The sequence below is a fragment of the Methylomonas sp. Kb3 genome (assembly GCF_002834115.1).
GTDB lineage: Bacteria > Pseudomonadota > Gammaproteobacteria > Methylococcales > Methylomonadaceae > Methylomonas > Methylomonas defluvii.
Map to the genome: position 1 here is coordinate 249,449 of NZ_PIZT01000010.1, position 25,049 is coordinate 274,497.

The 25,049-nt window shown below is 54.0% G+C and carries 23 protein-coding genes and 1 pseudogene; 16 read left to right on the forward strand and 8 right to left on the reverse strand.

Annotated features, from left to right (window positions below; translation table 11 throughout):
- Positions 1 to 10: 10 nt before the first annotated feature.
- The 4 genes from CWO84_RS08440 to CWO84_RS08455 all read right to left on the reverse strand — a co-directional run bounded on the left by CWO84_RS08440 (position 11) and on the right by CWO84_RS08455 (position 3,614).
- Positions 11 to 1,444 carry an AMP-binding protein gene (locus CWO84_RS08440; RefSeq protein ID WP_101052307.1) on the reverse strand — a complete coding sequence of 478 codons (1,434 nt, stop codon included), beginning with the start codon at positions 1,442 to 1,444 and terminating at the stop codon, positions 11 to 13.
- An 81-nt stretch (positions 1,445 to 1,525) separates the two neighbouring features.
- Positions 1,526 to 2,812 carry a hypothetical protein gene (locus tag CWO84_RS08445; RefSeq protein ID WP_101052308.1) on the reverse strand — a complete coding sequence of 429 codons (1,287 nt, stop codon included), beginning with the start codon at positions 2,810 to 2,812 and terminating at the stop codon, positions 1,526 to 1,528.
- Positions 2,809 to 3,051: an acyl carrier protein gene (locus tag CWO84_RS08450; RefSeq protein WP_101052309.1), complete on the reverse strand. Its 243-nt coding sequence runs from the start codon at positions 3,049 to 3,051 to the stop codon at positions 2,809 to 2,811. The genes CWO84_RS08445 and CWO84_RS08450 overlap by 4 nt, the downstream gene beginning before the upstream one ends.
- A 56-nt stretch (positions 3,052 to 3,107) precedes the next feature.
- A complete protein-coding gene (locus CWO84_RS08455; protein WP_240618002.1) occupies positions 3,108 to 3,614 on the reverse strand; it encodes a methyltransferase in 507 nt (168 codons plus the stop codon).
- A gap of 142 nt (positions 3,615 to 3,756) precedes the next feature.
- Here CWO84_RS08455 and CWO84_RS08460 point away from each other — a divergent pair, with 142 nt between their 5' ends.
- From CWO84_RS08460 to CWO84_RS08515, 12 genes are all read left to right on the forward strand, one after another.
- Entirely contained in the window at positions 3,757 to 4,020 is a 264-nt protein-coding gene (locus CWO84_RS08460) for a phosphopantetheine-binding protein (RefSeq protein WP_101052310.1), read from the forward strand.
- A 2-nt stretch (positions 4,021 to 4,022) separates the two neighbouring features.
- Entirely contained in the window at positions 4,023 to 4,634 is a 612-nt protein-coding gene (locus tag CWO84_RS08465) for a hypothetical protein (protein WP_101052311.1), read from the forward strand.
- On the forward strand, positions 4,631 to 5,263 hold the full coding sequence (locus tag CWO84_RS08470; RefSeq protein ID WP_240618003.1) for an outer membrane lipoprotein carrier protein LolA: 633 nt from the start codon (positions 4,631 to 4,633) through the stop codon (positions 5,261 to 5,263). The genes CWO84_RS08465 and CWO84_RS08470 overlap by 4 nt, the downstream gene beginning before the upstream one ends.
- Before the next feature lie 3 nt (positions 5,264 to 5,266).
- Positions 5,267 to 7,597, forward strand: coding sequence for a hypothetical protein (locus CWO84_RS08475; RefSeq protein WP_101052312.1), 2,331 nt, complete (start codon positions 5,267 to 5,269; stop codon positions 7,595 to 7,597).
- The gene (locus tag CWO84_RS08480; protein WP_101052313.1) at positions 7,597 to 8,799 is read left to right on the forward strand and encodes a beta-ketoacyl-ACP synthase; all 1,203 of its coding nucleotides are present in this window, start codon (positions 7,597 to 7,599) and stop codon (positions 8,797 to 8,799) included. Before CWO84_RS08475 ends, CWO84_RS08480 begins: the two co-directional genes overlap by 1 nt.
- Positions 8,799 to 9,584: a beta-ketoacyl synthase chain length factor gene (locus CWO84_RS08485; protein ID WP_101052314.1), complete on the forward strand. Its 786-nt coding sequence runs from the start codon at positions 8,799 to 8,801 to the stop codon at positions 9,582 to 9,584. The genes CWO84_RS08480 and CWO84_RS08485 overlap by 1 nt, the downstream gene beginning before the upstream one ends.
- A 46-nt stretch (positions 9,585 to 9,630) precedes the next feature.
- The gene (gene bamE, locus CWO84_RS08490) at positions 9,631 to 10,041 is read left to right on the forward strand and encodes an outer membrane protein assembly factor BamE (protein WP_101052315.1); all 411 of its coding nucleotides are present in this window, start codon (positions 9,631 to 9,633) and stop codon (positions 10,039 to 10,041) included.
- A gap of 17 nt (positions 10,042 to 10,058) precedes the next feature.
- Positions 10,059 to 11,264, forward strand: coding sequence for an NAD(P)/FAD-dependent oxidoreductase (locus CWO84_RS08495; protein WP_101052316.1), 1,206 nt, complete (start codon positions 10,059 to 10,061; stop codon positions 11,262 to 11,264).
- A gap of 218 nt (positions 11,265 to 11,482) precedes the next feature.
- Entirely contained in the window at positions 11,483 to 12,328 is an 846-nt protein-coding gene (locus CWO84_RS08500; RefSeq protein WP_101052317.1) for a S26 family signal peptidase, read from the forward strand.
- 91 nt (positions 12,329 to 12,419) lie between these two features.
- The gene (locus CWO84_RS08505; protein WP_240618004.1) at positions 12,420 to 13,337 is read left to right on the forward strand and encodes a MoxR family ATPase; all 918 of its coding nucleotides are present in this window, start codon (positions 12,420 to 12,422) and stop codon (positions 13,335 to 13,337) included.
- Between the two features lie 13 nt (positions 13,338 to 13,350).
- Positions 13,351 to 14,607, forward strand: a complete 1,257-nt coding sequence (locus tag CWO84_RS08510) for a DUF58 domain-containing protein (RefSeq protein WP_101052319.1) — start codon at positions 13,351 to 13,353, stop codon at positions 14,605 to 14,607.
- Positions 14,604 to 15,974 carry a DUF4129 domain-containing protein gene (locus CWO84_RS08515; protein ID WP_101052320.1) on the forward strand — a complete coding sequence of 457 codons (1,371 nt, stop codon included), beginning with the start codon at positions 14,604 to 14,606 and terminating at the stop codon, positions 15,972 to 15,974. Before CWO84_RS08510 ends, CWO84_RS08515 begins: the two co-directional genes overlap by 4 nt.
- Here the strand turns inward: CWO84_RS08515 and CWO84_RS08520 are convergent.
- A pseudogene (locus CWO84_RS08520) lies at positions 15,971 to 18,364 on the reverse strand (phosphoketolase family protein). The gene CWO84_RS08515 and the pseudogene CWO84_RS08520 sit on opposite strands and share 4 nt — an antisense overlap.
- Positions 18,365 to 18,695: 331 nt before the next feature.
- On the opposite strand from CWO84_RS08520, the gene CWO84_RS08525 reads away from it, so the two are divergent.
- From CWO84_RS08525 to CWO84_RS08535, 3 genes are read left to right on the forward strand one after another with little or no spacing between them, the layout of a single operon-like run.
- Entirely contained in the window at positions 18,696 to 18,929 is a 234-nt protein-coding gene (locus CWO84_RS08525) for a FeoA family protein (RefSeq protein ID WP_033156249.1), read from the forward strand.
- Positions 18,926 to 21,241, forward strand: a complete 2,316-nt coding sequence (gene feoB / locus CWO84_RS08530; RefSeq protein ID WP_101052321.1) for a Fe(2+) transporter permease subunit FeoB — start codon at positions 18,926 to 18,928, stop codon at positions 21,239 to 21,241. Before CWO84_RS08525 ends, feoB begins: the two co-directional genes overlap by 4 nt.
- Positions 21,238 to 21,459, forward strand: a complete 222-nt coding sequence (locus CWO84_RS08535) for a FeoC-like transcriptional regulator (RefSeq protein WP_033156247.1) — start codon at positions 21,238 to 21,240, stop codon at positions 21,457 to 21,459. Before feoB ends, CWO84_RS08535 begins: the two co-directional genes overlap by 4 nt.
- Positions 21,460 to 21,504: 45 nt before the next feature.
- On the opposite strand, the gene CWO84_RS08540 is transcribed toward CWO84_RS08535, so the two are convergent.
- The 3 genes from CWO84_RS08540 to CWO84_RS08550 all read right to left on the reverse strand — a co-directional run bounded on the left by CWO84_RS08540 (position 21,505) and on the right by CWO84_RS08550 (position 23,482).
- Positions 21,505 to 21,795, reverse strand: coding sequence for a hypothetical protein (locus tag CWO84_RS08540; RefSeq protein ID WP_101052361.1), 291 nt, complete (start codon positions 21,793 to 21,795; stop codon positions 21,505 to 21,507).
- 71 nt (positions 21,796 to 21,866) lie between these two features.
- Positions 21,867 to 22,820 carry a beta-propeller fold lactonase family protein gene (locus tag CWO84_RS08545; RefSeq protein WP_101052322.1) on the reverse strand — a complete coding sequence of 318 codons (954 nt, stop codon included), beginning with the start codon at positions 22,818 to 22,820 and terminating at the stop codon, positions 21,867 to 21,869.
- Between the two features lie 68 nt (positions 22,821 to 22,888).
- Complete coding sequence (locus tag CWO84_RS08550) at positions 22,889 to 23,482, reverse strand: SRPBCC family protein (RefSeq protein ID WP_033156245.1); 594 nt, start codon at positions 23,480 to 23,482, stop codon at positions 22,889 to 22,891.
- A gap of 127 nt (positions 23,483 to 23,609) precedes the next feature.
- On the opposite strand from CWO84_RS08550, the gene sbcB reads away from it, so the two are divergent.
- Positions 23,610 to 25,028, forward strand: a complete 1,419-nt coding sequence (sbcB, locus tag CWO84_RS08555) for an exodeoxyribonuclease I (RefSeq protein WP_101052323.1) — start codon at positions 23,610 to 23,612, stop codon at positions 25,026 to 25,028.
- Positions 25,029 to 25,049: the final 21 nt, after the last annotated feature.

Below are 25,049 nucleotides of genomic sequence, written 5' to 3' on the forward strand. Positions count from 1 at the left end.
AATTCGATGTTCATCCTTGAGCTTCTAGTAAGGTCCGTAAACGCTGATAATCCATCTTCCCATTAGCCAATCGCGGCAATTCCTCCACAACCAGATAACGACAAGGCTGCATGTAAGCCGGTAATTGTCGGCTCAACGTCTTGCGGACTTCGCCGATAGTCAGCTCCGCGTCCAAAACCACAGCCAAGGCCGGGCGCTGGCCGGCGGTGGGGTCGTCTATGCCGATCACGGCACAACCTTTGACACCAGCGATGGCATTAACGACTACCTCAATTTCCGCCGGTTCGACCCGGTAGCCAGAACATTTCAGCATGCGTCCCAAGCGGCCGTGAAAGCGGTATTCGCTTTGCTCCAGGCTGGCGCGGTCGCCGGTGGGATACCAATCGTCAGGGTTTAGAAAGGACTGCACACGGCCGTCGCGCCAGTAGCCGCTGGCTAGTGTCGGTCCACGCACCCATAACTCACCAGTGTCGGCGGCTATGTGCAGCTCGCAGCCGGCAGCGGGGAGGCCGATGGGGATGGTTTGCTCGGCGACTAAACGTTCGCGTTGTACCGGCCAATAACAGCAGACATTGGTTTCGGTGGGGCCGAAAAAATTGTACAAGGTCGTCCGCGGCAAACTGGTGGTCAAATCGATCAGGGCTGGGGTGGGGAACACCTCGCCGGCGAAAATAATGAAGCGCAAAGCCGCCAACGGGGTTTGCGCCAAGTTGCCTTTGTAGGTGAGGAAGGCCAGCAAGGAGGGCACGGTGTACCAGCCGCTGATGGCGTGTTCGCTCAGCCACGCGCTCAACCTAGCGGGGGCCATGCTCAAGCCGGCCGGGATGAAATGCAGGCTGGCGCCGCTGCCTAATACGGCGTAAAGATCGAAGGTGGATAGATCGAAGAAAAACGGCGCGCTGCTGGCGATGCGGTCGGCAGGCGTTAATGCCAGTAAGTCGGCGGCCCAGGATGTGAACGCCAAGATCGCCCGATGACTAAGCGCCACGCCACGCGGTTGGCCTGTGGAGCCGGAGGTATACAAAATCGCCGCCAGCGCTTCGGCGGGAATTTCAACTGGAGCTGGAACACCGTCGTTACAGCTGGCGATGTCCAGCCACAAATTTTCATCTAGCCAGTCAGGCGCCGAATCCGATCCTACTGCTGCGCAAACCCGAGCATCGGCGACGATAAAGCTCAGTCTGGGTGCCGGATTCTTCAGATCTAAAGGCACATAGCAGGCTCCCGCCAACAAGACACCGAACAGCGCGCAGGCGGCATCGATACCGCGATCCAGATGCACCGCGACCGGCTGGCCGGGGCGGACGCCTCTTGCTTGCAAGGCAGCGGCAATGGTTTGGGCCTGTTGCAGTAATTGCCGATAGCTGACTTGCCGGTCTTGCTCTTGCAAAGCCGGGGCGTCGGGCTGGAGTTGGCATTGGTGTAGAAAAGGCGCTAGCAACATCGGTTTAGGTTTCGCTAAAAAATGACGATTTTATGGTTCCCACGCTGGAGCGTGGGAACCATAGGTGAAGATGAGCGAGTATCATGGGCTATCCAATAACTCGACATTCATCCGCGCGATCACCGCATCCAGCCAGGCTTCGTCGATTGCCGGCGACAAGTAGCTATAGGAAAAAACCAGCTTGCCATCGACTTGGCAGGCCAGTAGCGCCAAACCGGGCGGGAGGGTCATCCAGCACATCAACGAGATATTCGTAACCGGGACGCCCAGAAAACCTTGCTTGCTCCAGGACAAGTCACCGATGTCGGAAAACCACAAGGAGCTCAACTCGCCGCCGCTGTGTTGTTTACGCAAGACTTTGGCGTATTTGTCGGGCGATAGCCATTGGCCCAGCCACATCAATGGTAAATAGGCCAGATCCAGCTCATCGCGGACCACTTGTTTATGCTCGCTAAGCAGATGCGCAAACAAACCTGTTCTATCTCGCACTTGCTCGCGGGTGGCGCGGGCAAACAGGCAGCCGATATGGTTGCCAAACACCGGCGTCGGCGCGTTCTGCCTGCGTAAATTAAACGCATAGGGAATGCAATAACCGTCTTTTGCCGCCGGTGGACCGCCCCATTCCATCGCCCGCATGAAGCAGCCCAGATAGTACAAGGTGCGGCCGGTCAGGCCGGTGGTTTGTTGCGCCAGTTTGGCGATGCGTTGCGACTGGTCGGCATCGAAACGCTGTACTTTTAAGTGCAGGCGCTGCGGGCCTTGTTCAATTTGTGTGGGCAGGCAACTATCCAGGCTATTGGCGGCGGTATTGTGGCGTTTGGCTTTGAAAAACAACTGTAGTTTTTTCCAGAAGCTCCATTGCGCCAGTTTGGCTTCGATTAAGGACGAAGATTCCTTGAAGCTTTCCGGCCGCTCGGACGACAGAAAGTCCAGCAATATCTTGCAACCGCGCGCGTCCAGCAAGGGATGCAGCCAGATCAGCAGCAAAGTGCCACCATCTGCGCCGGCTATCCAGTGCACGGTCAGCGGCCGGGATTCGGGGCGATTGAAAATGTCCAACAGCAAACGCTGCGATTCGTCCGCCTCATCCGCACCGGCTTGGCACTGATGAAGTTCCAGCGGTATCGGGTTGCCGGTGGCGACCCACGCAAAACGCTTGCCGCGCGACTGGATCGTGGCGGATGCTTGAGGAAAACGCTCCACCAGCAAATCCAGGCGCTTTTGCAGATCGGATAAATCCGGCGTTTCCGCCAACTGCAAGGCAAAGCCGCAATATCCGCCGGGCATCCCGGCGTTGCGAATTTCTTGATCGAGTACGTAGGTAAAATAATCGCCGGGATTGAACAGCTGTTCCTGAGCGTTTGTCATCCGACGTAACCGCTACGGCGGATCCAGCTTTCCAGCGAGTTCAGACTGCCGACGTTATCCGGTTCGATTTCGGTGTCTGGCAGAGTCACGCCGAATTCTTTTTCGGCGAACATGATCAGGCGCATGATGCCCATGCTATCCAGGCCGGCATCCAACAGGTTGTCGTCGTCGCCGAATGCGGCCGGATCTTCGTGGTAAATCAGTTCGGTAAAGATGAAATGCTTGAGTATTTCCTTCATGGCAGCAAAAGGTGGGTGAGTTAAAAACAAATCCTAGTCAAAGCGCAGCACGCGCATTAAATCGGCTCCGGGGAAAAGGCTTTTAACGCAAAACCCCAGCGCGGCACCTGCCGACAATAGTGGCTGTAAGACACGCCAAACCGGCTGGTCAAATCCGGTTCTTCGCGAAATACCACGGTAATATGGAAAAACAGCGCAATCGAGCCGGCATAGACTATCAGGCCCGGATCGGCATATAGCAAACATTCCGCTAGCAGCACCAACAATATGCCTTGAAACATTGGATTGCGGGTCCGGCGATACAGGCCGCTCACCACCAGTTTCTTCGGTGGATCGATAGGCGCTGGCGTACCCAAACCGGTGATAGCAAAATCCCAAGCGCAGCGCAGATAACTAGCCAAACCCAGGATAATACAAAAGCCGGCGGGCGGAGCCCAGGCTAGGTTGGCCGGCTGCAAGTTACCGGCTGATTCGGAAAGTACCCAGTAAGGCATGTAAACCAACACCGCGCCGGGAACGAGCAGTGTGAATAGCAGGATTTTGAAGGCCAGGAAAGGACGCACGTATCGGTCTGTCGGGTTTGGAAGTTCGGATGGGCTAAGCTTGCGGCAATTTTGGCATTACCCGTGCCGCAATCCAAGTGATTTTGAACCGCTGCGGGAATTTGTGTAGAATCCGGCGTTTGTTAATGGAACTTGAACAGCCATGTCAGAAGACTTGATCAGCCAATTGAAAACCATGCTTATCGAGGGCTTGCTCCTGGAAGACATCGTCCCGGATGACCTGTCACCGGATGATGCTTTGTTCGGCGGTGGATTGGGCTTGGACTCTATCGACGCGCTGGAAATCGGCGTGATGCTGGATCGCCAATACGGCATCAAGATCACCTCCGGCGACGAACGCAATAATCAGATCTTTCTCTCTCTCCGCTCGCTCGCAGACTTCGTCGCCGCTAATCGCACCCGTTAACCATGGGGCAGGTCGTTAAACCGCTGATTATCGCCGGTATCGTCGTTGCTTATCCTTTTTTGAGTGCCTACCTGGCTGGTCTCGGTTTTGCCAGCTTCGAACTCATCGTCTTCGCTGCGCTGACCTTGTGGCGCGGTTTTACCTCGTCCGGGTTAGTCGCGCGTTTAATTAGTTTTTTACTGGCAGCGGTGTTGCTGGCCGGTGCCTATTTTGCCACGACCTATTTTGTCTGGCTGGTGCCGTCGTTTGCCTATTTGTGGCTGACATTTTTGTTCGGGCATACCTTGTGGTCGCCGCCTTCTTTTATCGAACGCTTGGTGCGTTTGCAGTTTCCCGAATTGGTGCCGGGCATCGCCGACTATTGCCGGCAACTGACCTGGATTTGGACCGGTTTTTTTGCTGCCAATATTGTTATTTGCGCTGCACTGCCGGCGCTTGCCGGACAAACCGCTTGGGCGCTTTACACCGGTGTGGTGGTGTATCTATTGATGGGCCTACTGGGAACCGGAGAATGGTTTTACCGGCATCGGCGCTTTCCCAATTTGGAAATTCCACCGGCTCTGGAAACCTTCAAATGCATCGCCATGAACGGCCATAAGGTATTCAAGGGATGACGATTAAACGCACGCTGTTTTTGCTTTTGGCCGTGTTGCCCATGTTTGGATGGGCTGATGACGCAGTGCTGAGCGAGTTATTGACTCGAATCCGCCAAACAGGTCAGGCGCAGTTTCAGTATGAGGAAACCCGCGTGCTGGAACTGGCAGACGCGCCATGGCACGGACAAGGTGTCATGCTGTCCGGCACCGACGGCAGCCTCGTCAAATTGCAACTGCAACCGGCGCGGGTGATTATGGCGATCACCGAACAGCGCATGCTTTACTGGGACCCGCAGCAAAACCAGCGCCACAGCGCGGCTTTGGATTCGGCGGGGCCGGCGGGCGAGCAAATCAAAGTGTTTCGCAGCATCCTGCAAGGCCGCACCGAAGACTTGCAGCTTAACTATGCCATCACCGCCGCCAAGCAAGGTCAGCAATGGAGTTTGCTGTTGACGCCAAAAACCGAGTTGAGCGGTGATGATCTCCCGTCTATTGAAATAGCCGGCGATGACCAAGACCAGCAACGGCGCATTTCAATCAAACAGCCGGACGGCGAATCCACCGAATACCGCATGCACAAAGCCACGGCAGCACAACAACAGGGCTATTCGCTCCCCAGTTTGTTGCGGGAAGCCAGCGGAGAGTAGGGCGTGTCTTTTGTATGGCGAAAACGCTGGTTCGTGCTGCTGTTTCCTTTATTCCTGGCCATCACGTTCTGGCACATCAAGGTCGAGACAGACCTGAATGCTTTTTTTACCGCGACCGACGATGAAGACTCCCGACTGTTGGCCGGCTTGTTGAAGTCAGGCGAACTGTCGCGGCGCTATTTGCTGGTGGTCGAAAAGTCCGATCACCCCCCAGTGACAGAAGCCACGAATGGCGCTGAAACCCCGATGTCCGTGGCCGCATTCACTGCGAGCTTGCTTAGTCAGTTAGCTAAACTCGATGACGTGGAGCAAGTGTGGCCGGCCGATCAGCCGCCCCGCGATTGGGTCGAAGCGGTGGCTTCGTATGCGCCTTACCACGCCCGGCTGTTCAGTCTAAACCCCGAACAAGACGCGCCTGCATTGTTCGATCCCACCCAATTGCCGGCCAAAGCCGCAGGATTGAAGCAGGCCTTGCTGTCGCCGCAAGGCAGCTTTGTGAAAACCATTGCCAAGCAAGATCCGTTGTTGCTGTCACTAAATGGCTTCAAGGCGTTACAGGGACAATTTCAGCAGCAAGCCAAACGCAGTCAGGGTGGCGCGTTAATCTTGCAAAGCCGGCCGGCGGCGCTGGATTCGGCAGCGCAGACGCGCCTGCAAGCGGCGATCCAAGCCAATTTTGCGGCGTTAAACGCTGCAGCGGGGGAGAGTTTCAAGTTGTCGATGGCCGGGGTGCCGGTGTTCAGCGTCGCCGCGCAAAGTGAGATCAGCCAGGATGTGACGCTGGTGTCGGTGGTGTCCAGCCTGGCGGTGGCCTTAGTATTTTTATTTCTGTTTCACTCGTTCTCGGCTTTGCATTGGGTGATGATGGTGCAGGGCGCGTCGTTTGTAATCGGCACCCTGGCAACGGCTTTAGTCTTCCCGCAAGTCCACAGTTTGACGTTGGCCTTGGGCGCCAGTTTGATCGGCATCTCCTCGGATTACCCGATTCATGTGATGGTGCATTGCGCCAAACATCGCAACACCCCGCTAGCGGCGGCCAAGCTGCTGTGGCCCAGTCTGTTGATGGGCGGCTTAACCACGGTGATCGGCTACGGCGCCTTGGGCTTTACCGGCTTTCCAGGCTTTGAGCAAATTGCCGTGTTTGCCTTGGCCAGTGTCGTCGGCTCGCTGAGCTTGACCCGTTGGGTATTGCCGGCTTTGCTGGTCAATTCATCGCTACACGCCGCGCATTTGCCCGGCATCGGCGCTTGGGTGGATTTTTGCGGCCGGCACCGGAAAATCTTGCTGGGTCTGTTCGCCGCCAGCGTGGTCATGGCTGTGCTGTGTCTGCCGCAAATTCGTTGGATGAGCGATATGCAGCAACTAGCGGTCAATATGGATAGCTTAAAACAGCAGGATGCGGCAGTGCGCGCGCATTTTTCCAGTATCGAACCGGGCCGTTTTGTGTTGATACAAGCCGACGACTGGGAAACTGCGCTGCAACGGTCCGAAGCCGCCGAGCGCCGGTTACAGTCTTTAAAGCAAGCGGGAGTCATTAGCGAATATCACGGTCTGTTTCCCTGGTTGGTATCCAAGCAGTTGCAAACAGAGAACAGCCAGGTTTACCAACGTGGCCTGACGCCGGAATTTCAGCAAGCTTGGCAAACCGGCTTAGCCGAGGCGGGCTTGTCGGTCGAGAAGTTAGGGACGTTAGCGCCTGCGTCACCCGATGCACTGCAAGCTGAGTCGGTGATGGATTCGCCTGTCAGACATATTCTGTCCGGGCAAATAGTCAGCGGGCAATCCGGGGTGATGTTATCGCTGTGGTTGGGCGAGCACGATCCCGCCAAATTGACAGCCGGTTTGGCCGGCTTGGAAGGCACGCGGTACTTCAGCCAAAAAGATCAGCTGGATCAGTTGGCGGGGAAATATCGGGATCGGTCTTTAATGATGCTGGGCATAGGCATAATCGTGATGGCCTGGTTTATTTGGCTGCAACAACGCGACCTGCGCAAAGTGTGTTTGACCTTGCTGCCTTCGCTGGCTGGCGTGCTGTTCATTTTTGCCACGTGGGCGCTGATGGGCGAGGAAGTCAGTTTTCTGCATGTGATCGGCTTGTTGTTATCGGTGTCGCTGTGCTTGGATTACGGCATCTTTTTTATCGACAACCGCGGCCAAGATGCCGATGTGACTTACCACGCGATTGCCTCATCCACTCTGACTACGATTGCGTCCTTCGGTGCCATGGGCTTGGGCAAGACGCCCACCTTGCCAATTCTCGCACTGTCGGTAAGCTTGGGCGTGAGCTTGGGTTTTCTGCTTTGTCCCTTACTGATCCAAAAGCCAAAGAATTGATGCGTATTTCCCCACTGATTTCTCCAGTCGCCGTCACGGCCTACCAATGCGTCAGCGCCGGCGGTGACGATGTGGACGCTTTGTACGCCAGTCTGCTAGCCAATCGTCCTTGCCTGAAACCGCTAAACTTGTTCGATATTCCTTTTGATACCGTGGTGGGTGAGGTGACCTCAGCTTTACCGGACATTCGGCGTGATTTGCAAACCTACAATTCCCGCAATGCCCGCTTGGCACTAAAAGCTTTGGAGCAGGGCGGTTTTCGCGCCGAGGTGGAGAGGGCGGTCGCCCTTTACGGTGCAACCCGCGTCGGTTTAATACTCGGCACCAGTACCTCCGGTATCTACGACTCAGAGAACGCCTATGCGCGCTTGCAGCAAGACGGCGTGATGCCAGACAACTTTTATTTCACCAAAGTGCAAACCGCCCAAGCCACAGCCGAATTTTTGCAGCTGGAACTGGGTTTGCAAGGACCGTGCTACGCGATCTCCACCGCGTGCTCGTCCAGCGCCAAAGCCTTGGCCGCTGCGCAAAGATTAATCGTCACAGAGTGCTGTGACGCGGTATTAGTCGCCGGGGTGGACAGTTTGTGCCGCCTGACCCTGCGCGGTTTCAACAGTTTGCAACTGATCTCGGCGGACGCTTGCCGACCGATGGATGCCGGGCGCCAAGGGATTAACATAGGCGAGGGTGCGGCTTTACTGTTGTTGGAAAAACCCAGCACTGACAATACGGATCGGCCACGACTGTTGGCGGTGGGGGAATCGTCGGATGCCCATCACATGAGTGCGCCGCACCCGGACGGGCTTGGGGCTGCTTCGGCAATGGCGCAGGCTTTACGTTTGGCAGGACGCGATGTCAGCGAAGTCGATTACATTAATTTGCATGCCACCGCCAGCACTTTAAACGATCTCGCCGAGGCCAGAGCGGTAGCCAGCGTGTTTGCCAATCCGCCGTCCTGTAGCGGCGTGAAAGGCTTGCTGGGTCATACCTTAGGTGCGGCCGGTGCCGTGGAGGTTGTGGTGAGTCTACTCGCCTTGGAGCGCGGGTTTTTACCCGGCACCTGCGGTTTGCAAGTACCCGACCCCGAATGCCGGTTTCCGCTGGTAACGGCGCCGGAACTGAACGTCAACGCCCGACTGATATTGAGCAATGCGTTTGGCTTCGGTGGCAACAATGCCAGTGTCCTGCTGGAGGCTGCATAATGGAATGCATGAGCCTGCTTGGCGTCGGCGTTTGTGCGCCGGACGCCGCATTTCGGGCCAACCTGCCGTTTCCGGCTTTTGCTATCAATCGCGAGACCATTCCGCCGCTGTTGCGCCGGCGTAGCAGCCAGGCGATGCAGATGGCCTTCAGCGCGGCAAGCGCTGCCTGCGAGCAAGCCCAGCGTTCGCCATCCAGCTTACCGGCGATATTTGCCAGCGTGGCCGGAGAAATAAACACCACCGACCAGATTTGTAACCAACTGGTGAAAGCGGACGGGGTGATGTCGCCCAGCGCTTTTCATAATTCCGTGCAAAATACCGTGGCGGGTTATTGGAGTATCGCTCAGCAATGTACCCAGCCAGCCACGGCTCTGGCGGCAGGATCAGATACCTTGGCAATGGCTTTATTGGAAGCCTGGTGCCAATTGGCTTGCCAGGGAGGTGAACTGCTATTGGTTTGTTACGATGAGGGATGGCCGGGCTATCTGGCTCCCGGTTCCGGTAATCCGGCTTTTGCCTATGCCCTGCTATTGGCAGTCGGAACAGTCGATGGACGTCTGATGCAGATTAGCAGACCGCAAGTTGGCGAAAGCATTTTCCCGGCGGCCTGGATTGATTCGGTAAATAGCATGCCGATTTTGGCCGCCATTCCTTTGCTTGAAGCGGCTTTAACCGGAAGAGTGCCGCAAGCTATAGCGTTAAGCCCGCATATGCCGGGTTGGCAAGTTCATGCAGGATTGGCCTCTGCTTATCCGAAAACGGGCGATGGTGAAAAATGGCGGTAACTGAACTACTATTGACCGCTGACAAAACTAACCGGAAGGTATCTCTGTGAAGCACTATAAAACATTAGCATTCTTCGCCACTTTAGCGCTGGCCGCCGGCTGCGCATCCAGCAATAAGGCGCCCGCGCAAGCAGGCACGCCGGCGGCTCAATCAAGCACCGCCCCGGAATCGCGGATTGACGGTAATTTTCCGGCCAATAGCCCATTCGCCAAACTCAAGCTGGGCATGACTCAGGGCCAAGTCCATGAAATTCTCGGCCAACCCACAGATACCAAGTCTTACCAAACCGGCAAAGCCTGGATTCCGTTTTATTTCGGTCCGGACGTGATGCGCACCGATGAGTTTTACAAAGGTGTGGGCATCATTACTTACACCGGTGCCGGCATCGGCGGCGTGCATTGGACTGTGTTTCGGGCCATTTACAATGCAGCCGAAGACGGTTATCCAAACGACTAATCCATCGATCTTTAAAGATGATAAACAACAAGCAAAACCCTTTTGACCATGATGTGGTCGTCGTCGGCGGCGGCCCGGCCGGCTCGACGGCCGCGACCTTGCTGGCGCAATATGGTCATAAGGTTTTGCTGTTGGAAAGCGGTAGGCATCCACGCTTTCACATTGGTGAATCGATGCTGCCGTTCAGTGAGCCCATTATTCAGCGTTTGGGCGTAGATTGGAGTGCCGGCAACCTATCGAAAAGCGGAGCGGTGTTCATCGACGAAGCCACCGAACAGCGCATGTATTTTCCGTTGGCAATCAATCGCAAGACCTACCAGATCGAACGCGCCCCGTTCGATCAGATGCTGTTTAAAAACGCCGGCAAACACGGCGTCGTTACGCATCAGGACGAAAAAGTACTGGACGTTGCCTGCCAACCGGCAGGGGTGGACATTGTGTCCGATAAAGGCCAATACCACTGCCGCTATTTGATCGATGCTACGGGCCGCAGCGCTTTAATGGGCAGGAAAGACAAAGCTATCAGACGTATCGATAATTTAGGCAAATTTGCGGTGTATACCCACTTCGAGGGTATTCAACCGGGCGAGGAGGCTGACGAACTGTTCAGTTCCGGCAATATATACGTGCCGGTCGTCGACATAGGCTGGATCTGGATCATTCCGTTGGCTGGACGCCGCTTGAGCGTGGGCTTGGTGGTACAGAAAGAGGGCCCTAAGGACTGCGATGCGGAAGAATTGTTGCGCCGTTATCTGGCGGCATCGCCGCTCCTGAGTCGTTTGATAGCAGGGGCGGCGCAATTCGCGCCCGTGCGAGTTGAAGCGGATTTCAGTTACACCAACCAAAGCCGTTACGGCGTCCGCTATGCCTGCTGCGGTGATGCGGCCGGCTTCCTCGATCCGGTGTTTTCGTCCGGCGTATTTTTAGCCTTCACCAGCGCCGCCCGCGTTGCCGACCGTGTCCATTTTGGGCTAAGCGACGGGCGGGAAGCCGATCCGGAGCTGCATACCGAGGACGATAACCAGTACTTGCTGGGTTTTAATACGATGCGATTATTCGTCGAACGTTTTTATCAATCCAATATTGTCCATAACTTGTTTTTCGAAGCCGACCGCGATCCCGACTTGAAAGCCCAGATCGCGCAACTGTTGGCCGGCGATTTATGGGTAGACGACAACAAACTGCAACAAAGCCTGCTGGCTGGTCGCCGCAGTGTAAGTTAGTTTTTCCGGAAATTTCCAGCCTTTGCCAGCTAAGCAGCATTTTTACCTCCCCAAACCCTCTAAACCCATCGGTAAAACATCAAATTTTACTCGGCGCTGTTGGCGCAATGCCAAAGATTGGGCACATCCCAACCCGATCATCCATCTATCCGCGTCGCCAACATGCACGGTTTTCAGGCTGTGCTAGTCTTTAGGGCTTTTGACTGGGACGAATCACTATGCGCGTTAATCGATCTTCATTGGTGCCAACGCTGCTCAGCCTGCTGGCGGTGGTCGTTTTCGGCTGTCCGATTATTTACACTGTTATGTACCACCCGATCAGCCGCATGGCATCGGCCAATCCCTTGTACAAGGAGTTGTCCAAGAACGCTTTTATGGTAATGTCCGCTAAAGTGGATTTGGCAGCCGGACGCTTGATCAGCTTTGACGATGCGGCCGGCAAACTACAGATCAGCAGAATTGTCGGTATGCCCGGCGATGAAGTCGGTTTTGCGGCGGGCATATTGTCGGTTAACGGCAAACCGGCCGGTAAATATCCGCAGAGTGCATTGCCCAACTCGACGTTAATCGTGCCGCAACAAGCCGTTTTCTATTTCCCGGATTTTATTCCCGACACTGCGGAGTCCGCGAATCCCGGGACATTGGCAAACCATCTACTGGCGCAGAGCAACATAAATGCAAGCGTGCTTTATGTATTCGATCAAGCGACGTCGGCGGCCCAGCACCCGGAACTGTTCGTTTACGGATCGGCTTTGATCGTGCTCTATGGCTTGGTATTTTTCGGACTGGGCAAGCGTAAGGAGCGTATCGTTAAACCGGTTTATTACTTGGCGCGAATTAGCGTTGGTTTGAATTTTGCGATCTGGTTATTGCTGGGAGTCATAGGCCTATCGCTTGGTTATAACGCCGTCATGCCGGCCATTTATTATGCGTTTGTTTCCTGGTTGACGTTTTTTGGCTTATCTGTCGCCGCAGCGGGCACGACACTGGTGGCGATTGTGATATTCGCGGTGTTAGCGCTATTTTCCGATACCGAATTCGCAGCCAAGCGCCTTAACTCGTAGTCCGAATGACAAACGGCTAAGCTCTGCTAAGCTTGGCTCTCCCATTTCCCGCTCACATCTTTAACAGGACAATCCTCAACTAATGGATGCCATGCTTTCTTTAATTGAAAACGTCGAAAAAGTCATTATCGGCAAACGGCCGGTCATCGAATTGGCCGTGGTCGCGATGCTGTGCCGCGGCCATGTGTTGCTTGAGGATGTGCCGGGGACCGGCAAGACCATGTTGGCCAGGGCATTGGCCCGTTCGGTGGCGGTGGACATGAAACGCCTGCAATGCACCTCGGATTTATTACCGTCCGACATTACCGGCGTCGCTATCTACAATCAAAAAACCGCCGATTTCGAATTCCGGCCAGGGCCGGTATTTACCCATCTGCTGCTAGCCGACGAAATCAACCGAGCCACACCGCGCGCGCAATCGGCGTTGTTGGAATGCATGGAAGAATTTCATGTCAGCGTGGACGGGTATACACATGAACTGCCCAAGCTGTTTATGGTGCTGGCCACCCAAAACCCAATCGATATGGCCGGCACCCACGCCTTGCCGGAAGCACAGCTGGACCGGTTTTTCATGCGCTTGCGGATGGAGTACCCCAATATCGAACAGGAAATGCGGATACTGGCGGCGCAAACCCAGACTCATCCTATCGACAGCTTGCCGGCCGTCACGTCCGAAGCCGATATTCTAGCGGCGCGGGCTCAGGTCAAGGCGGTGCATATCAGTATGGACGTGGCTAAGTATATGGTCGGTATCAGCGCTGCCAGCCGCCAGCATAGCGATTTGCGCTTGGGTATCAGTCCGCGCGGTACCTTGGCCTTGGCACGCGGTGCACAAGGCTTGGCTTATTTACGCGGTCGGGATTTCGTGTCGCCGGATTTGGTGAAAAGCATCGCGCCGGCCATTTTGGAACACCGCCTGATCGTCAAACCGCAGGCCGCGGTGCTGGGGCGCAACGCTGGCGAAATTCTCGCGGAAATTCTCGACCGGCTGCCACCGCCGGTAGTTTGATCGCTAGACCACAATGGCGCTCAGGCTGAAATTTTTAATCTTGTGCGGCTTTACGCTGGCCGCGTATCTGGCGGCGATCAGCCGCGAACAGAGTCTGCCTTGGCTGCTCGCTGCATTGCTCAGTGCCGCCTTATTGACCGGCATGCTCTGGCCGCGTTGGTTGCTTCAACGTTTATCGGTGCGGCGGGTCGGGCCGCAACGGGCGTTGGAAGGCGAAACCATCGTGTTTCGGGTCGACCTACAAAATCGCGGCTGGCTGCCGCGCTTCATGGTGGAGTTGGTCGACCGCTTGCCTTTCGTCAATGCCGCCGAACAGGGCGCCAACGACGGTGACAAATTGCTGGGCAGCGTCGCTTACGTGCCGGGCCGCGGCGCGCGTAGTTTCGATGTACCCTTGCTGTGCGAAAAGCGCGGCTTTTATAAACTGGGGCCAATGGGCTTGGCGTCCAGTTTTCCGTTGGGCTTAGCAGAGGCGCGCAGCCGCGCCGATCGTTCCCGGCAAACCCTGACCATTTATCCGAAGGTCTTTCCGATTCTATCACTGCCGCTGTTCGGCGCACCCAGCCAAATTCACCGCGGTGGTTATTGTCTGCCGGAAGGCGCCGGTGCGGCGGAATTCTCCGGGCTGCGCGAATACCGGCGCGGCGACAACCCTCGGCATATCCATTGGCCGACTACGGCGCGCTTGAATGAGTTGATGGTCAAGGAGTTCGAACCTTTGGCGTCGGCCTGCATCTGCATCGCCCTGGATTTGGCCAAGGACGCCAATATCGGCCGCGGCAAGCACAGTACCCTGGAATACGCGATACGCATCGCCGCCTCCGTGGCGGCTTATGCCTGTGGCCAGAATATGCACAGCCGCGTGTTGGCTGATGCCGCGCAGCCTTTACGGATTCTATCCGGCAAGGGCGATTTTCATTACCAAGCCATCCTGGATGCGCTGGCAATTGCGGAGGCCGACGGCGACACGCCGTATGCCAAATTGCTGACCGAGATTGCGTTGAATTGCGTGCGCGGCGAAACGGTCGTGCTGTTATTGGCGGAGCCGCCGCATCGCAATGCCGAAACCCTGCAGGCGCTGGCTTTGCTGCGGGCCAAGGGCGTGTATTTGTTCGCGGTATTGTTTGAACGTGACAGCTTTCTAAACGCAGCCAGTTGGACCCGTCGCGACACCAGCGACCGGACATTGAACGCCGGTTTACTGGAATTGGGTGCGCATTACGTCACGGTTCGGCGAGGCGACGACTTAACGGCGCTGTTTAACCGATGACCGCATCGCCGTTGAGTTTTCCAGTCTATGTGGGATTGTTTCTAGCGCAATGGCTGGCCGTTGCCTGCAATGCATTTTTGGATATCCAATACGGCAGCTTTGCGCGGGAAATGCTGTTCTGGGCTATCGTCTTCGGCGGCACGTCCATTGTCGGCTGGCGACAAAACCACTGGCTTTCGGGAGCGGGCAAGGTGTGGCAAAAGGCGGTGTTGTTTATCGGTTTCTTGCTGTTCGTATTGGTATTTATGCCGATTTGGGGTATGCCGCGCGCCGGGTTGTATCTATTGGCGATGTTGCAGGCTTCCTACAATTGCGTCACCGCCGGCCGGCGCGAGATGAATCTGGGGTTGTTGGTGTCGCTGGCGATAGTATTGTTCGCCGCCTCGCATTACCGCGCCGACTGGACCATGTTGTTTTATCTAGCGCCTTATATCGTGACGGTGGTGTTTTGTCTGGTTGCCGAACAAGTCCAGCGGCGCGGCGCGGACTTGCAGCGTTTGAGTCTGGGTCGGCCCAGCAGCCAAGGGCAGGGCGCGGCCATTTTGGCGGCCACCGCCGCCATCGTGCTGATCGGTGGCGGGCTTTATCTGATAACGCCGCAAATCAACTGGCCTTATCTGGAGTGGCGTTTCGGCCAGGACAGCTTGCAAAATCCCGGCGGTGATATCGAACAAGCCGGCAGCGGCGGCCAAACCGGTTCCGGTCAGCCAGCCGAAAAAGCGGGTGGCGAGCAACAACAAGCTGCGGGAGGAGGAGAGGGCACGGGCCAATGGCAGGCCGGCAGTCGTTGGCCGAGCCCGGCGGAAATGCGTGCCGCCGCTAAGCGAGTCAATATGCCGGCCTGGCAGGCGGCGGCGATCAACGGTATTGCCGACCTTAGCGAATCGGCGCAACAAGCTTTGGCACCGGCTGTTGCGGTGATTTTCGACTGGTGGGAGTGGTTGAAACAATGGCTGCGCGAGCACTGGCTGGCGGCGTTATTGGGTTTGCTGGCTTTGATTTTACTGGTCATTTTACTGGCGTTCGGGGCTTTGTTGCGGGAAATCCCTTGGGTAATTTGGCTAATAACCCAATGGGACTATCTGCGTTTGGGTGTGATCGGTCGCCATGCCGGCGGCGAAACCGCCGCCCGCCAGTATTACCGAGCGATGTCGCGCTTGTTTGCATTGCACGACGTGCCACGCGCCGATACCGCCAACACCCGCGAATATCTGGCGCAAATCAATCGTCGGCATCGCGATGCGCGGCGCAGTGCGGCGGAAATCACCGGTTTGTTCGAAGCGGCCCGTTACGGCGATAAACCGTTAGCGGACGCGCATATTAGGCGCATGCGGCAGTTGTACCGCACAATTTATCGTCAACTTTAATACGGCCAGTGCCATCGATCGTCTTCCGGCCGGTCTATGCCGTGCTCGTAAGCGTAGTTGCGGCAATCGATTTGCCGGTCACGCAGTTTTTCCTTGACGTGGGCGCCGGATACTTGCAAAGCCGGAATCCGATCTATCGCATCGATTGCCAGGCTGAAACGGTCGGTTTCGTTTTGAATGGCTAGTTCCAGCGGGGTGTTAATACTGCCTTTTTCCTTGTAGCCGCGCACATGCAGATTACTATGGTTATGGCGCCGATAGGCCAGTCTATGGATCAGCCAGGGATAACCGTGGAAGTTGAAGATCACCGGTTTATCGACGGTAAACAAACTGTCGAAATCCCGATCCGACAGACCGTGCGGATGCTCACTGGCCGGCACTAGCTTGTACAAATCCACCACGTTGATGAAACGAATTTTCAATTGTGGAAAGTGCTCTCGCAACAAAACCACCGCAGCCAAGGCTTCCTTGGTGGGAATGTCGCCGGCGCTGGCCATCACCAGATCGGGCTCGGCACCATCGTCATTACTGGCCCATTCCCAAATACCGATGCCCTTGGTGCAATGTTTGATCGCCGCGTCCATATCCAGGTATTGCAGATGTTTTTGTTTGTCGCAAACTATCACGTTAATGTAGTCGGTACTTTGCAAACAATGGTTGGCAACAGACAGCAGGCAGTTAACATCGGGCGGCAAATAGATGCGCGTTACCGACGGGCTTTTGTTGACGACCAAGTCCAAAAAGCCGGGGTCCTGATGCGTAAAGCCATTGTGATCCTGCCGCCAGACCGTCGAGGTTATCAACAAGTTTAGCGAGGAGACCGGCGCCCGCCAGGATACAGCCTTGGACATGGCCAGCCATTTGGCGTGTTGATTGAACATGGAGTCGATCACATGTACAAAGGCTTCGTACGACGAAAAAAAGCCGTGGCGGCCGGTCAATAAATAGCCTTCCAGCCAACCTTCCAGCGTGTGTTCGGAGAGCATTTCCATCACCCGGCCATCGGTCGCCAGTTCGCCGCCGTCGGCATCTTCCGGCAGATAATCCGCCAGCCAGGTTTTCTTACTGGCTTTGTAAACATCATCCAGTTTGTTGGAGCTGTTTTCGTCGGGACCGAATACCCGAAAGTTGTGCATATTGGCACTCATGATGTCGCGCAAAAACTTGCCCAGCGGCCGGGTATTTTCCGCCGACACTTTGCCGTGGCCATCCAACGCCAAGGCATAATCTTGAAAATCCGGCATCCGCAAAGCCTTACGCAACAGACCACCGTTGGCATGCGGGTTCGCGCTCATCCGGCGGCTGCCTTGTGGGGCCAGGGCTTTTAGTTCAGGAATCAGCTTGCCATTCTCATCGAACAATTCTTCCGGTTTGTAACTGTGCAGCCAGTCAGACAAGAGTTGCATATGCGCCGGATTGTCTTTCACGCCGGCCAACGGCACCTGGTGAGAACGCCAAAAGGCTTCCACTTTATGCCCATCCACGTCTTTCGGCCCGGTCCAGCCTTTCGGGCTGCGTAAGATAATCATCGGCCAATGCGGCCGGGTAGGGATGCCACTAGCACGGGCTTCTTGCTGGATCCGCCGAATTTCCAGGACGCAAGTTTCCAGTACGCCAGCCATCAGTTGATGCATGGTGTCCGGATCGCTGCCTTCCACGAAATACGGGGTGTAGCCGTAGCCGCGAAACAGTTGTTCCAGCTCTTCATGAGGGATCCGTGATAATAAGGTCGGATTGTTGATCTTGTAGCCGTTTAGATGCAGGATGGGCAGCACCGCGCCGTCGCGGATCGGATTCAGGAATTTATTCGAATGCCAGGATGTAGCGAGCGGCCCGGTTTCGGCTTCGCCGTCGCCGACCACCACCGCCACCAGCAAATCCGGATTGTCGTAAGCGGCGCCGTAAGCATGGGAAATGCTATAACCCAACTCGCCGCCTTCATGGATCGAGCCCGGCGTCTCTGGGGTGCAGTGGCTGCCAATGCCACCAGGGAACGAAAATTCTTTAAAAAACTGCAGTAGGCCTTCTTCGTCTTCGCCTTTGTTCGGGTAGATTTCCGCGTAAGTGCCTTCCAAATACACTGGCGCCAACACCCCCGGCGCACCGTGACCAGGGCCAGCCAGAAATATCGCGTTAAGGTCGTATTGTTTGATCAGCCGGTTGAGATGGATTTAGATAAAGCTCAAGCCGGGACTGGAACCCCAGTGGCCGAGCAGCCGGTTTTTGATGTGGTCCGGTTTCAGCGATTCTTTTAATAAAGGGTTATCGCGTAGATAAATCATGCCGGCCGCTAAATAATTGCAGGCTCGCCAATAGGCGTTGATGCCTTTTAGTTCTTCTTGGCTCAGTGGTGAGATAACCGCTGGTAAAGCTGTTTCCAGTGTCGTCATGCGCTAACTCCTTTGTTGACCAAAACGTGTTTCCGCGCTACCAGAACGGCGTGGAAATTCCTGGATTAGTGTAGTGTATGCTTGTGCAATTCAAAAATAGCGAATTACCGATAAAATTTGGCATTGCAGCATTGGTCGGATACAGCACTTAAACCGGAACAATGTTCGCCAATGATCGAAAAAGCGTGTTTTCGCAATCCATATTATTTAACATAATATACATTATGCGAATTTACTGAAATCTGTAGTTATTCGGTAAACTAATATTGTGATCCCTTTGGGATGATGTGCTATATTGCAACTTAATGAGAACAATTATTAATTAGTTTGCATGTCGACATATCTTAAAGCGCTGGCGACTGGCGATACAGGCCGTATAGTTGGATTTGATCAATCGGGTGGCGTTTATCGCAAGAAGTTGTTGGCCATGGGTTTAACGCCAGGCACTGAATTTACAATTACGCGATTTGCACCGATGGGCGATCCGGTTGAAATCAAAATTCGCGGCTTTTCGTTGTCGCTGCGTAAAAACGAGGCTTCCGTCTTACTTATAGAAAAAATATGAGTATGGATTTTACTGTTGGCGTGGTTGGTAACCCAAATTGCGGAAAAACCACACTGTTCAATGCACTGACCGGCTCCAGGCAACACGTCGGCAACTGGCCTGGTGTGACTGTTGAACAAAAAACCGGCGAATACGTGCACCAAGGCAAACAGATAAGCCTGGTCGATCTACCCGGCACTTATTCACTAGAAGCCGACGACGACAGTATCTCCCTTGACGAAAAAGTTGCGCGCGATTACGTCGCCTCCCGCCAAGCTGATTTAATCATTAACATCGTCGATGCCTCCAATATAGAACGAAACCTATATCTAACCTCGCAATTGATAGAAATGCGAGTGCCGATGATTTTGGTATTGAACATGATGGATGCGGTAAAAAAACGCGGCATCAAGATCGACAACGAACTGCTTGCCAAGCAAATGGCTTGCCCGGTTGTGCCGGTCACCGCGGCAACTGGTGCCGGTATTAAGGAATTACGCGACCTTATCAATAAAGCCTGCCTCAGCAAGCCAATTCCCGCATTACAAGTCAATTACCATCCAGCTATAGAACAAGCCGTCAGTCAATTACAGCCTCTATTGGCTCAGCAATCTGTCGATTTAGTTTGTGACAGCCGCTGGCTTGCCTTGCGCTTACTTGAAAATGATACCTTGGCAAAACAACTTGCCGGCCCTGAACTACAAAAAATTGCCGAACAATTGCGCGCGGATATCGAAGCGCAAACTCAAGATGAAATCGACATACTCGCGGCCGACGCGCGCTACGGTTTGGTTAATCAACTGGTACAAACCAGCGTCTGCAAACTTAACGAGGTTTCCCGCAGCACCACCGATAAAATCGACAGCGTGGTGTTAAATCGATTTTTGGGGATTCCGATTTTCTTGTTGGTCATGTATGCCATGTTCATGTTTACCATCAACATCGGCAGTGCTTTCGTTGACTTTTTCGACAAAGCGGTCGGTGCGTTACTGGTGGACGGTTTAAGCGAACTATTAACTGGCATGAATTGGCCTGCTTGGCTGGTGGTGTTGATCAGCAGCGGCATCGGCGGCGGTATTCAAGTGGTGTCTACCTTTATCCCCATTGTCGGCTTTTTATTCATATTTTTATCGATGCTGGAAGATTCCGGCTACATGTCCAGAGCTGCATTTGTAATGGACCGGTTCATGTGCATCATCGGCCTGCCCGGCAAATCGTTTGTGCCGATGATCGTCGGTTTTGGCTGCAATGTACCGGCCATTATCGCGACCCGCACGCTGGATAATCAGCGTGACCGGGTATTGACCAATTTGATGAATCCGTTCATGTCCTGCGGTGCCCGCCTGCCCGTTTATGCCTTGTTTGCTGCCGCCTTTTTCCCGGTAGGCGGCCAGAACCTGGTGTTTGGTTTATATTTATTCGGCATTGTGGTGGCAGTATTGACCGGTTTAATCATGCGTCACACCTTGTTGCGCGGCTCCCCTACTCCTTTTTTGATGGAACTACCCGCATACCATTTGCCCACTTTGCAAGGTGTCTACACCAAAACTTGGGAGCGCTTGAAAACCTTTATCTTCAACGCCGGCAAAGTCATCGTGCCTATGGTGCTGGTGTTAAATGTATTAAATTCTTTGGGTACGGACGGTAGTTTCGGACAGGAAAATAGCGATAAATCAGTACTAAGCGAAATCGGCCGTGCTTTGACGCCGGTATTCCAGCCCATGGGTATCGCCCACGATAACTGGCCGGCGACCGTCGGCATCTTTACCGGCGTGTTGGCTAAGGAAGCCGTAGTCGGAACGTTGGATGCGTTGTACAGTCAAATGGCCGTTTCCGATCATGCCGAAGAAGAAAAAAGCTTTGATTTACGGCAAGCCTTGTTAGAGGCTTGTCAAACGGTACCGGACAACCTGACGGCCATTGCCGACAAGCTGCTGGACCCATTGGGATTGGGTATCGCCAATATCTCCGATCAGGCTGCGGCAGCGGAACAGCAGCAAGTCAAACTCGATACCTTCGGCGTCATGCAGGCGCATTTCGACGGCCAAATCGGCGCGTTTGCCTACTTATTGTTCATTTTACTGTATGCGCCCTGCGTAGCCGCCACTGCGGCAATATACAAAGAAACCAACGGCAGCTGGGCTTTATTCGTGGTGTGCTGGACGACTTTTGTGGCTTACTTGACCGCCACCCTCTTCTATCAAGGCATGACCTATGCACAACATCCGCATTCCGCTATTGGCTGGATATTGGCTTTAACGCTGATCTTTGCTGGCGTTCTGTTCACACTGCGTTTTTATGGCGTGCGCCAAACCAGCGGAGTCCCGCAATGATATTGTCCGATTTGCGCAGTTATTTGCAGGAAAAACGCCGGGTAACCTTGAGCGATCTTGTGTTGCATTTTCATATGGATGCAGACGCCTTGCGCGGCATGCTTGGCAAGTGGATCAACAAAGGCAAAGTACGATTAAGTCCTGTCGGCGCTTCCTGCGGCACCAGCTGCTGCAAATGTGATCCGGCTTTGACAGAGATCTATGAATGGGTGGATTAGTATAGCGAGGCTTATTAAACAAACGCCTCGCTAAACTGAAGCGGTTTATTTGGCTTCCGCCAACCAACCCTGTAGCGCGTCGATTAACTCTTGCGCTTGTTTTTCGCTGGAAATATTGAATTTGGATTTTTGCTGATATTCGCCGTTACGTTTTTGATAGCGGCGAATACTAAATCTATCTTGGCTATATTGATTTTTAGCCGGTTCCCAATCCTGATAACGGTAAATAACCGTCGCCCAAGCGCCCTTGCTCAGGATTTTTTTGTCCAGTTCCTTGACAGTTTCAACGCCGCCGTCTTCGTAACTAATGGTTAAATCTTCAACGGTTTCAGCCATATATTTCTCAATGAGGTTAACAACGGCGCGCAGTCTACCATACATGCGCGGCCATCAAAATGCCGAATCGCCTAGCGTGCAATGAACTCGCCAAAAGCACGACTGCCCTCCCCCGTTTTAATCGTGTTTACTACTTTTAAAGTTTTGGCGTCGATGACGGACACATTATTGTCAAACCAGTTGGCAACATAGACGTTCTGGTCGTCCGGATGCGTGCTGATGCCTTCCGGCTTATCGCCGACTGCGACCACGTCAATTTGCTTATATGTGGTGGTATCAACGACCGATACGGTGCTATCGTCCTGATTAGTAACAAACAGCAGGCTATCGTTCAACGCCAGTGCAACCGCATACGGCCTGGCGCCAACCTTGATGGTAGCCAAACGCTTTAGACTGCGGGCGTCCAAAACGGTCACATTGTCACTTTCCACGTTAGCGGAATACAAACGCTTACCCTGGCTATCCACCGCTATGCCAAACGGATGCGCGCCGACTTTGGTGGTATTACGGATAGTCAGTTTGCTTAAATCGATTTGCGAAATCGAATCGTCGATACGATTAGCAACATACAGCCAACGATTATCCGGACTAACGGTCATGCCGGACGGCGATTTGCCGACCGTAAGCGTTTTAATTTTCGCGAAGTTTTTGGTATCAAAAACCGTCACAGAATTTTCATACCAATCAGCGACAAATACCTGCTCGCCCTTTCTGTCCGCGGTGATCCCTAGCGAAGCGCCGCCGACCTTAACATTGGTTAATTTAGTGAGTTTTTCGCTATCCAAAACCGCAAATCCGCCGCCTTCCGGGGTGCTGATATATACCTGTTTCTTCGGTTGATTCAGCGCAACGCCAGCCGGCTTACCTTCCACTTTGATCGTTTCAACGACCTGTTGGCTTTTGGTATCGATAACAGATACCGAATTGTCCAACTGATTGGTAATAAAAGCGCGCGAATCAGCGCTAACGCCGGATGCGAATGCACCGAGCAATGAAAAAGCCAACAACGAATATCTGATGCGCATGGTGAGAATGACAGGAATGGGGGGCGAGGGTTCTCGGCGCGAATGACCGAGAACCGAATAACAAAAGCTTAGCGTTTAATATCGATCTCAACTGCGGCGGAACCTGAGCCTACTTTTTTGGCAATCGCTTCCAGACCGGTTTTCAAAACATTGCTAACCGCTTTATCGGCAGTTTCTTCGTTCAATTCGGCTGGTGGGTTGTTGTTGACATAGGCACGGTAGTAAGTGGCCACCCACTCGATTTCGGCTTTTCCGCCTTTGTCGTTCACGGACAATTCTGCCGCATAGTTACCCACTGGCAATACTGGCAGCGGCTCGTCTTGACCGGCGTGTTTAATGGTGCCGGTTGAGCTCATATCGGTGATTTTGTATTTGTAAGAGAATTTCGCTGCGTCATAGGCCTTTAATTCTTCTGTGATGGTACCGTTCGCCAAAGTCAACACGCGGATAGCGCCTTTGTTATTGGTGCCGTCGCCTTTCACGCTTTTAATGCCTGGGTGCCAAGACATATCATCGTAGTTCTTGATCAAATCCCACACTTTGGCCGCTGGGGCATCAACAGTGATGGTGGCTGTCATTTTTGCTCTAACCGGACCATGAGCATGGGCAAAACCGGCGAACAAAAATAAAACGGTTGAAACGAGCAACGAGGTTTTTTTCATAACACTTTCCTATGATGGACACATAAAATGGAGCGGGCGATTATAAAATAAAATCCGTCCGCAAGTATTCGCAAAAGCATGTTTGCGGAAATTTTCCCGACTCTGCCATCCTACCCGCACGTATTTAATGACTACAGCTACTTTTTTCTGGCACGATTACGAAACCTTCGGCATCGATCCGCAACGCGACCGGCCTTGTCAGTTTGCCGGCATCCGCACGGATGTGGATTTCAACATCATCGGCCAGCCCGTCATGGCCTACTGCCAGCCCGCCGACGATTACTTGCCACACCCGGAAGCCTGCCTGATAACCGGTATTACCCCGCAATTGGCGGCCGAAAAAGGCGTTTGCGAAGCTGCGTTTGCCGCCATTATTAACCGGCAACTCGCTGAACCCAGCACCTGCGGCGTCGGTTACAACAGCATCCGTTTCGACGATGAAGTGACTCGCAACCTGCTTTACCGGAATTTTTACGATCCCTATGCGCGCGAATGGCAAAACGGCAACTCGCGCTGGGATATTATCGATGTAGTGCGCGCCGCCAAAGCCTTAAGGCCTGAAGGCATCGAGTGGCCGGTTAATGCCGACGGTGTTGCCAGCTTTAAATTGGAAGAACTCACCAAGGCTAACGGTATCGCCCATGAAGCTGCCCATGATGCGTTATCGGATGTGTATGCAACCATCGCAATGGCTAAATTAATCAGGGAGCGGCAGCCAAAACTATTCAACTATTTACTGAACAATCGCTATAAAAACACCGCACTAAACCTGTTGCAACTCGGCAGCTTTAAGCCCTTAATTCATGTCTCCGGCCGTTTTTCGGCCCGGAATAATAGTCTTGCGGTGATTTTGCCCTTAGTGCAGCATCCAAGCAATAACAACGAAGTCATCGTTTACGATCTTTCCGTCGATCCGGCACCTTTGCTTGAGTTAAGTGCGGAAGAGATTCAACAGCGGCTGTTTGTTGCCGCCGAAGCACTACCGGAAGGCATTGCCAGAATTCCCTTAAAAACCGTACATATCAACAAATCGCCGGTGTTGGCGCCATTGTCGGTGATACGCCCGGCCGATGCCGAACGCTTGCAACTCGACTTGGACTTGTGTCTATCCCATTTGCAGCGGATTCAGACTGCGCCATCTCTAGCGGAAAAGCTGTCGCAAGTCTTTACCCGGCAATATCAAGACTCACCTACCGATCCTGATTTGATGATTTACAGTGGCGGTTTTTTCAGCAACAAAGACAAGGCGGCCATCGCCCGGATCAGGCAAGCCAAACCCAGCGAGCTATCCGAATTTGACACCGATTTCGACGATGTCCGTTTGCCGGAAATGCTGTTTCGCTATCGCGCCCGGAATTATCCGCATACCCTATCCATGGAAGACGTCCAACTCTGGAAGCAATATTGCCGGGACAAGCTAAACGGCACACTGGCGACCGGGGGACTGACGCTGGAGCAGTTCAACGCCAAAATTAAACTACTGCGGGACGAGCCAAATGTAAATCAATCGATACTGAACGATTTGGCAGCCTATGCGGAAGAGTGACGCTTAAAATTTTCGAATTGA

Coding starts and splice junctions, on each gene's coding strand:
- CWO84_RS08440 (WP_101052307.1), bottom strand. CDS start 1,444: ATGTTGCTAGCGCCTTTTCTACACCAATGCCAACTCCAGCCCGACGCC.
- CWO84_RS08445 (WP_101052308.1), bottom strand. CDS start 2,812: ATGACAAACGCTCAGGAACAGCTGTTCAATCCCGGCGATTATTTTACC.
- CWO84_RS08450 (WP_101052309.1), bottom strand. CDS start 3,051: ATGAAGGAAATACTCAAGCATTTCATCTTTACCGAACTGATTTACCAC.
- CWO84_RS08460 (WP_101052310.1), top strand. CDS start 3,757: ATGTCAGAAGACTTGATCAGCCAATTGAAAACCATGCTTATCGAGGGC.
- CWO84_RS08465 (WP_101052311.1), top strand. CDS start 4,023: ATGGGGCAGGTCGTTAAACCGCTGATTATCGCCGGTATCGTCGTTGCT.
- CWO84_RS08470 (WP_240618003.1), top strand. CDS start 4,631: ATGACGATTAAACGCACGCTGTTTTTGCTTTTGGCCGTGTTGCCCATG.
- CWO84_RS08480 (WP_101052313.1), top strand. CDS start 7,597: ATGCGTATTTCCCCACTGATTTCTCCAGTCGCCGTCACGGCCTACCAA.
- CWO84_RS08485 (WP_101052314.1), top strand. CDS start 8,799: ATGGAATGCATGAGCCTGCTTGGCGTCGGCGTTTGTGCGCCGGACGCC.
- CWO84_RS08495 (WP_101052316.1), top strand. CDS start 10,059: ATGATAAACAACAAGCAAAACCCTTTTGACCATGATGTGGTCGTCGTC.
- CWO84_RS08500 (WP_101052317.1), top strand. CDS start 11,483: ATGCGCGTTAATCGATCTTCATTGGTGCCAACGCTGCTCAGCCTGCTG.
- CWO84_RS08505 (WP_240618004.1), top strand. CDS start 12,420: ATGCTTTCTTTAATTGAAAACGTCGAAAAAGTCATTATCGGCAAACGG.
- CWO84_RS08510 (WP_101052319.1), top strand. CDS start 13,351: ATGGCGCTCAGGCTGAAATTTTTAATCTTGTGCGGCTTTACGCTGGCC.
- CWO84_RS08515 (WP_101052320.1), top strand. CDS start 14,604: ATGACCGCATCGCCGTTGAGTTTTCCAGTCTATGTGGGATTGTTTCTA.
- CWO84_RS08525 (WP_033156249.1), top strand. CDS start 18,696: ATGTCGACATATCTTAAAGCGCTGGCGACTGGCGATACAGGCCGTATA.
- feoB (WP_101052321.1), top strand. CDS start 18,926: ATGAGTATGGATTTTACTGTTGGCGTGGTTGGTAACCCAAATTGCGGA.
- CWO84_RS08535 (WP_033156247.1), top strand. CDS start 21,238: ATGATATTGTCCGATTTGCGCAGTTATTTGCAGGAAAAACGCCGGGTA.
- CWO84_RS08540 (WP_101052361.1), bottom strand. CDS start 21,795: ATGGCTGAAACCGTTGAAGATTTAACCATTAGTTACGAAGACGGCGGC.
- CWO84_RS08545 (WP_101052322.1), bottom strand. CDS start 22,820: ATGCGCATCAGATATTCGTTGTTGGCTTTTTCATTGCTCGGTGCATTC.
- CWO84_RS08550 (WP_033156245.1), bottom strand. CDS start 23,482: ATGAAAAAAACCTCGTTGCTCGTTTCAACCGTTTTATTTTTGTTCGCC.
- sbcB (WP_101052323.1), top strand. CDS start 23,610: ATGACTACAGCTACTTTTTTCTGGCACGATTACGAAACCTTCGGCATC.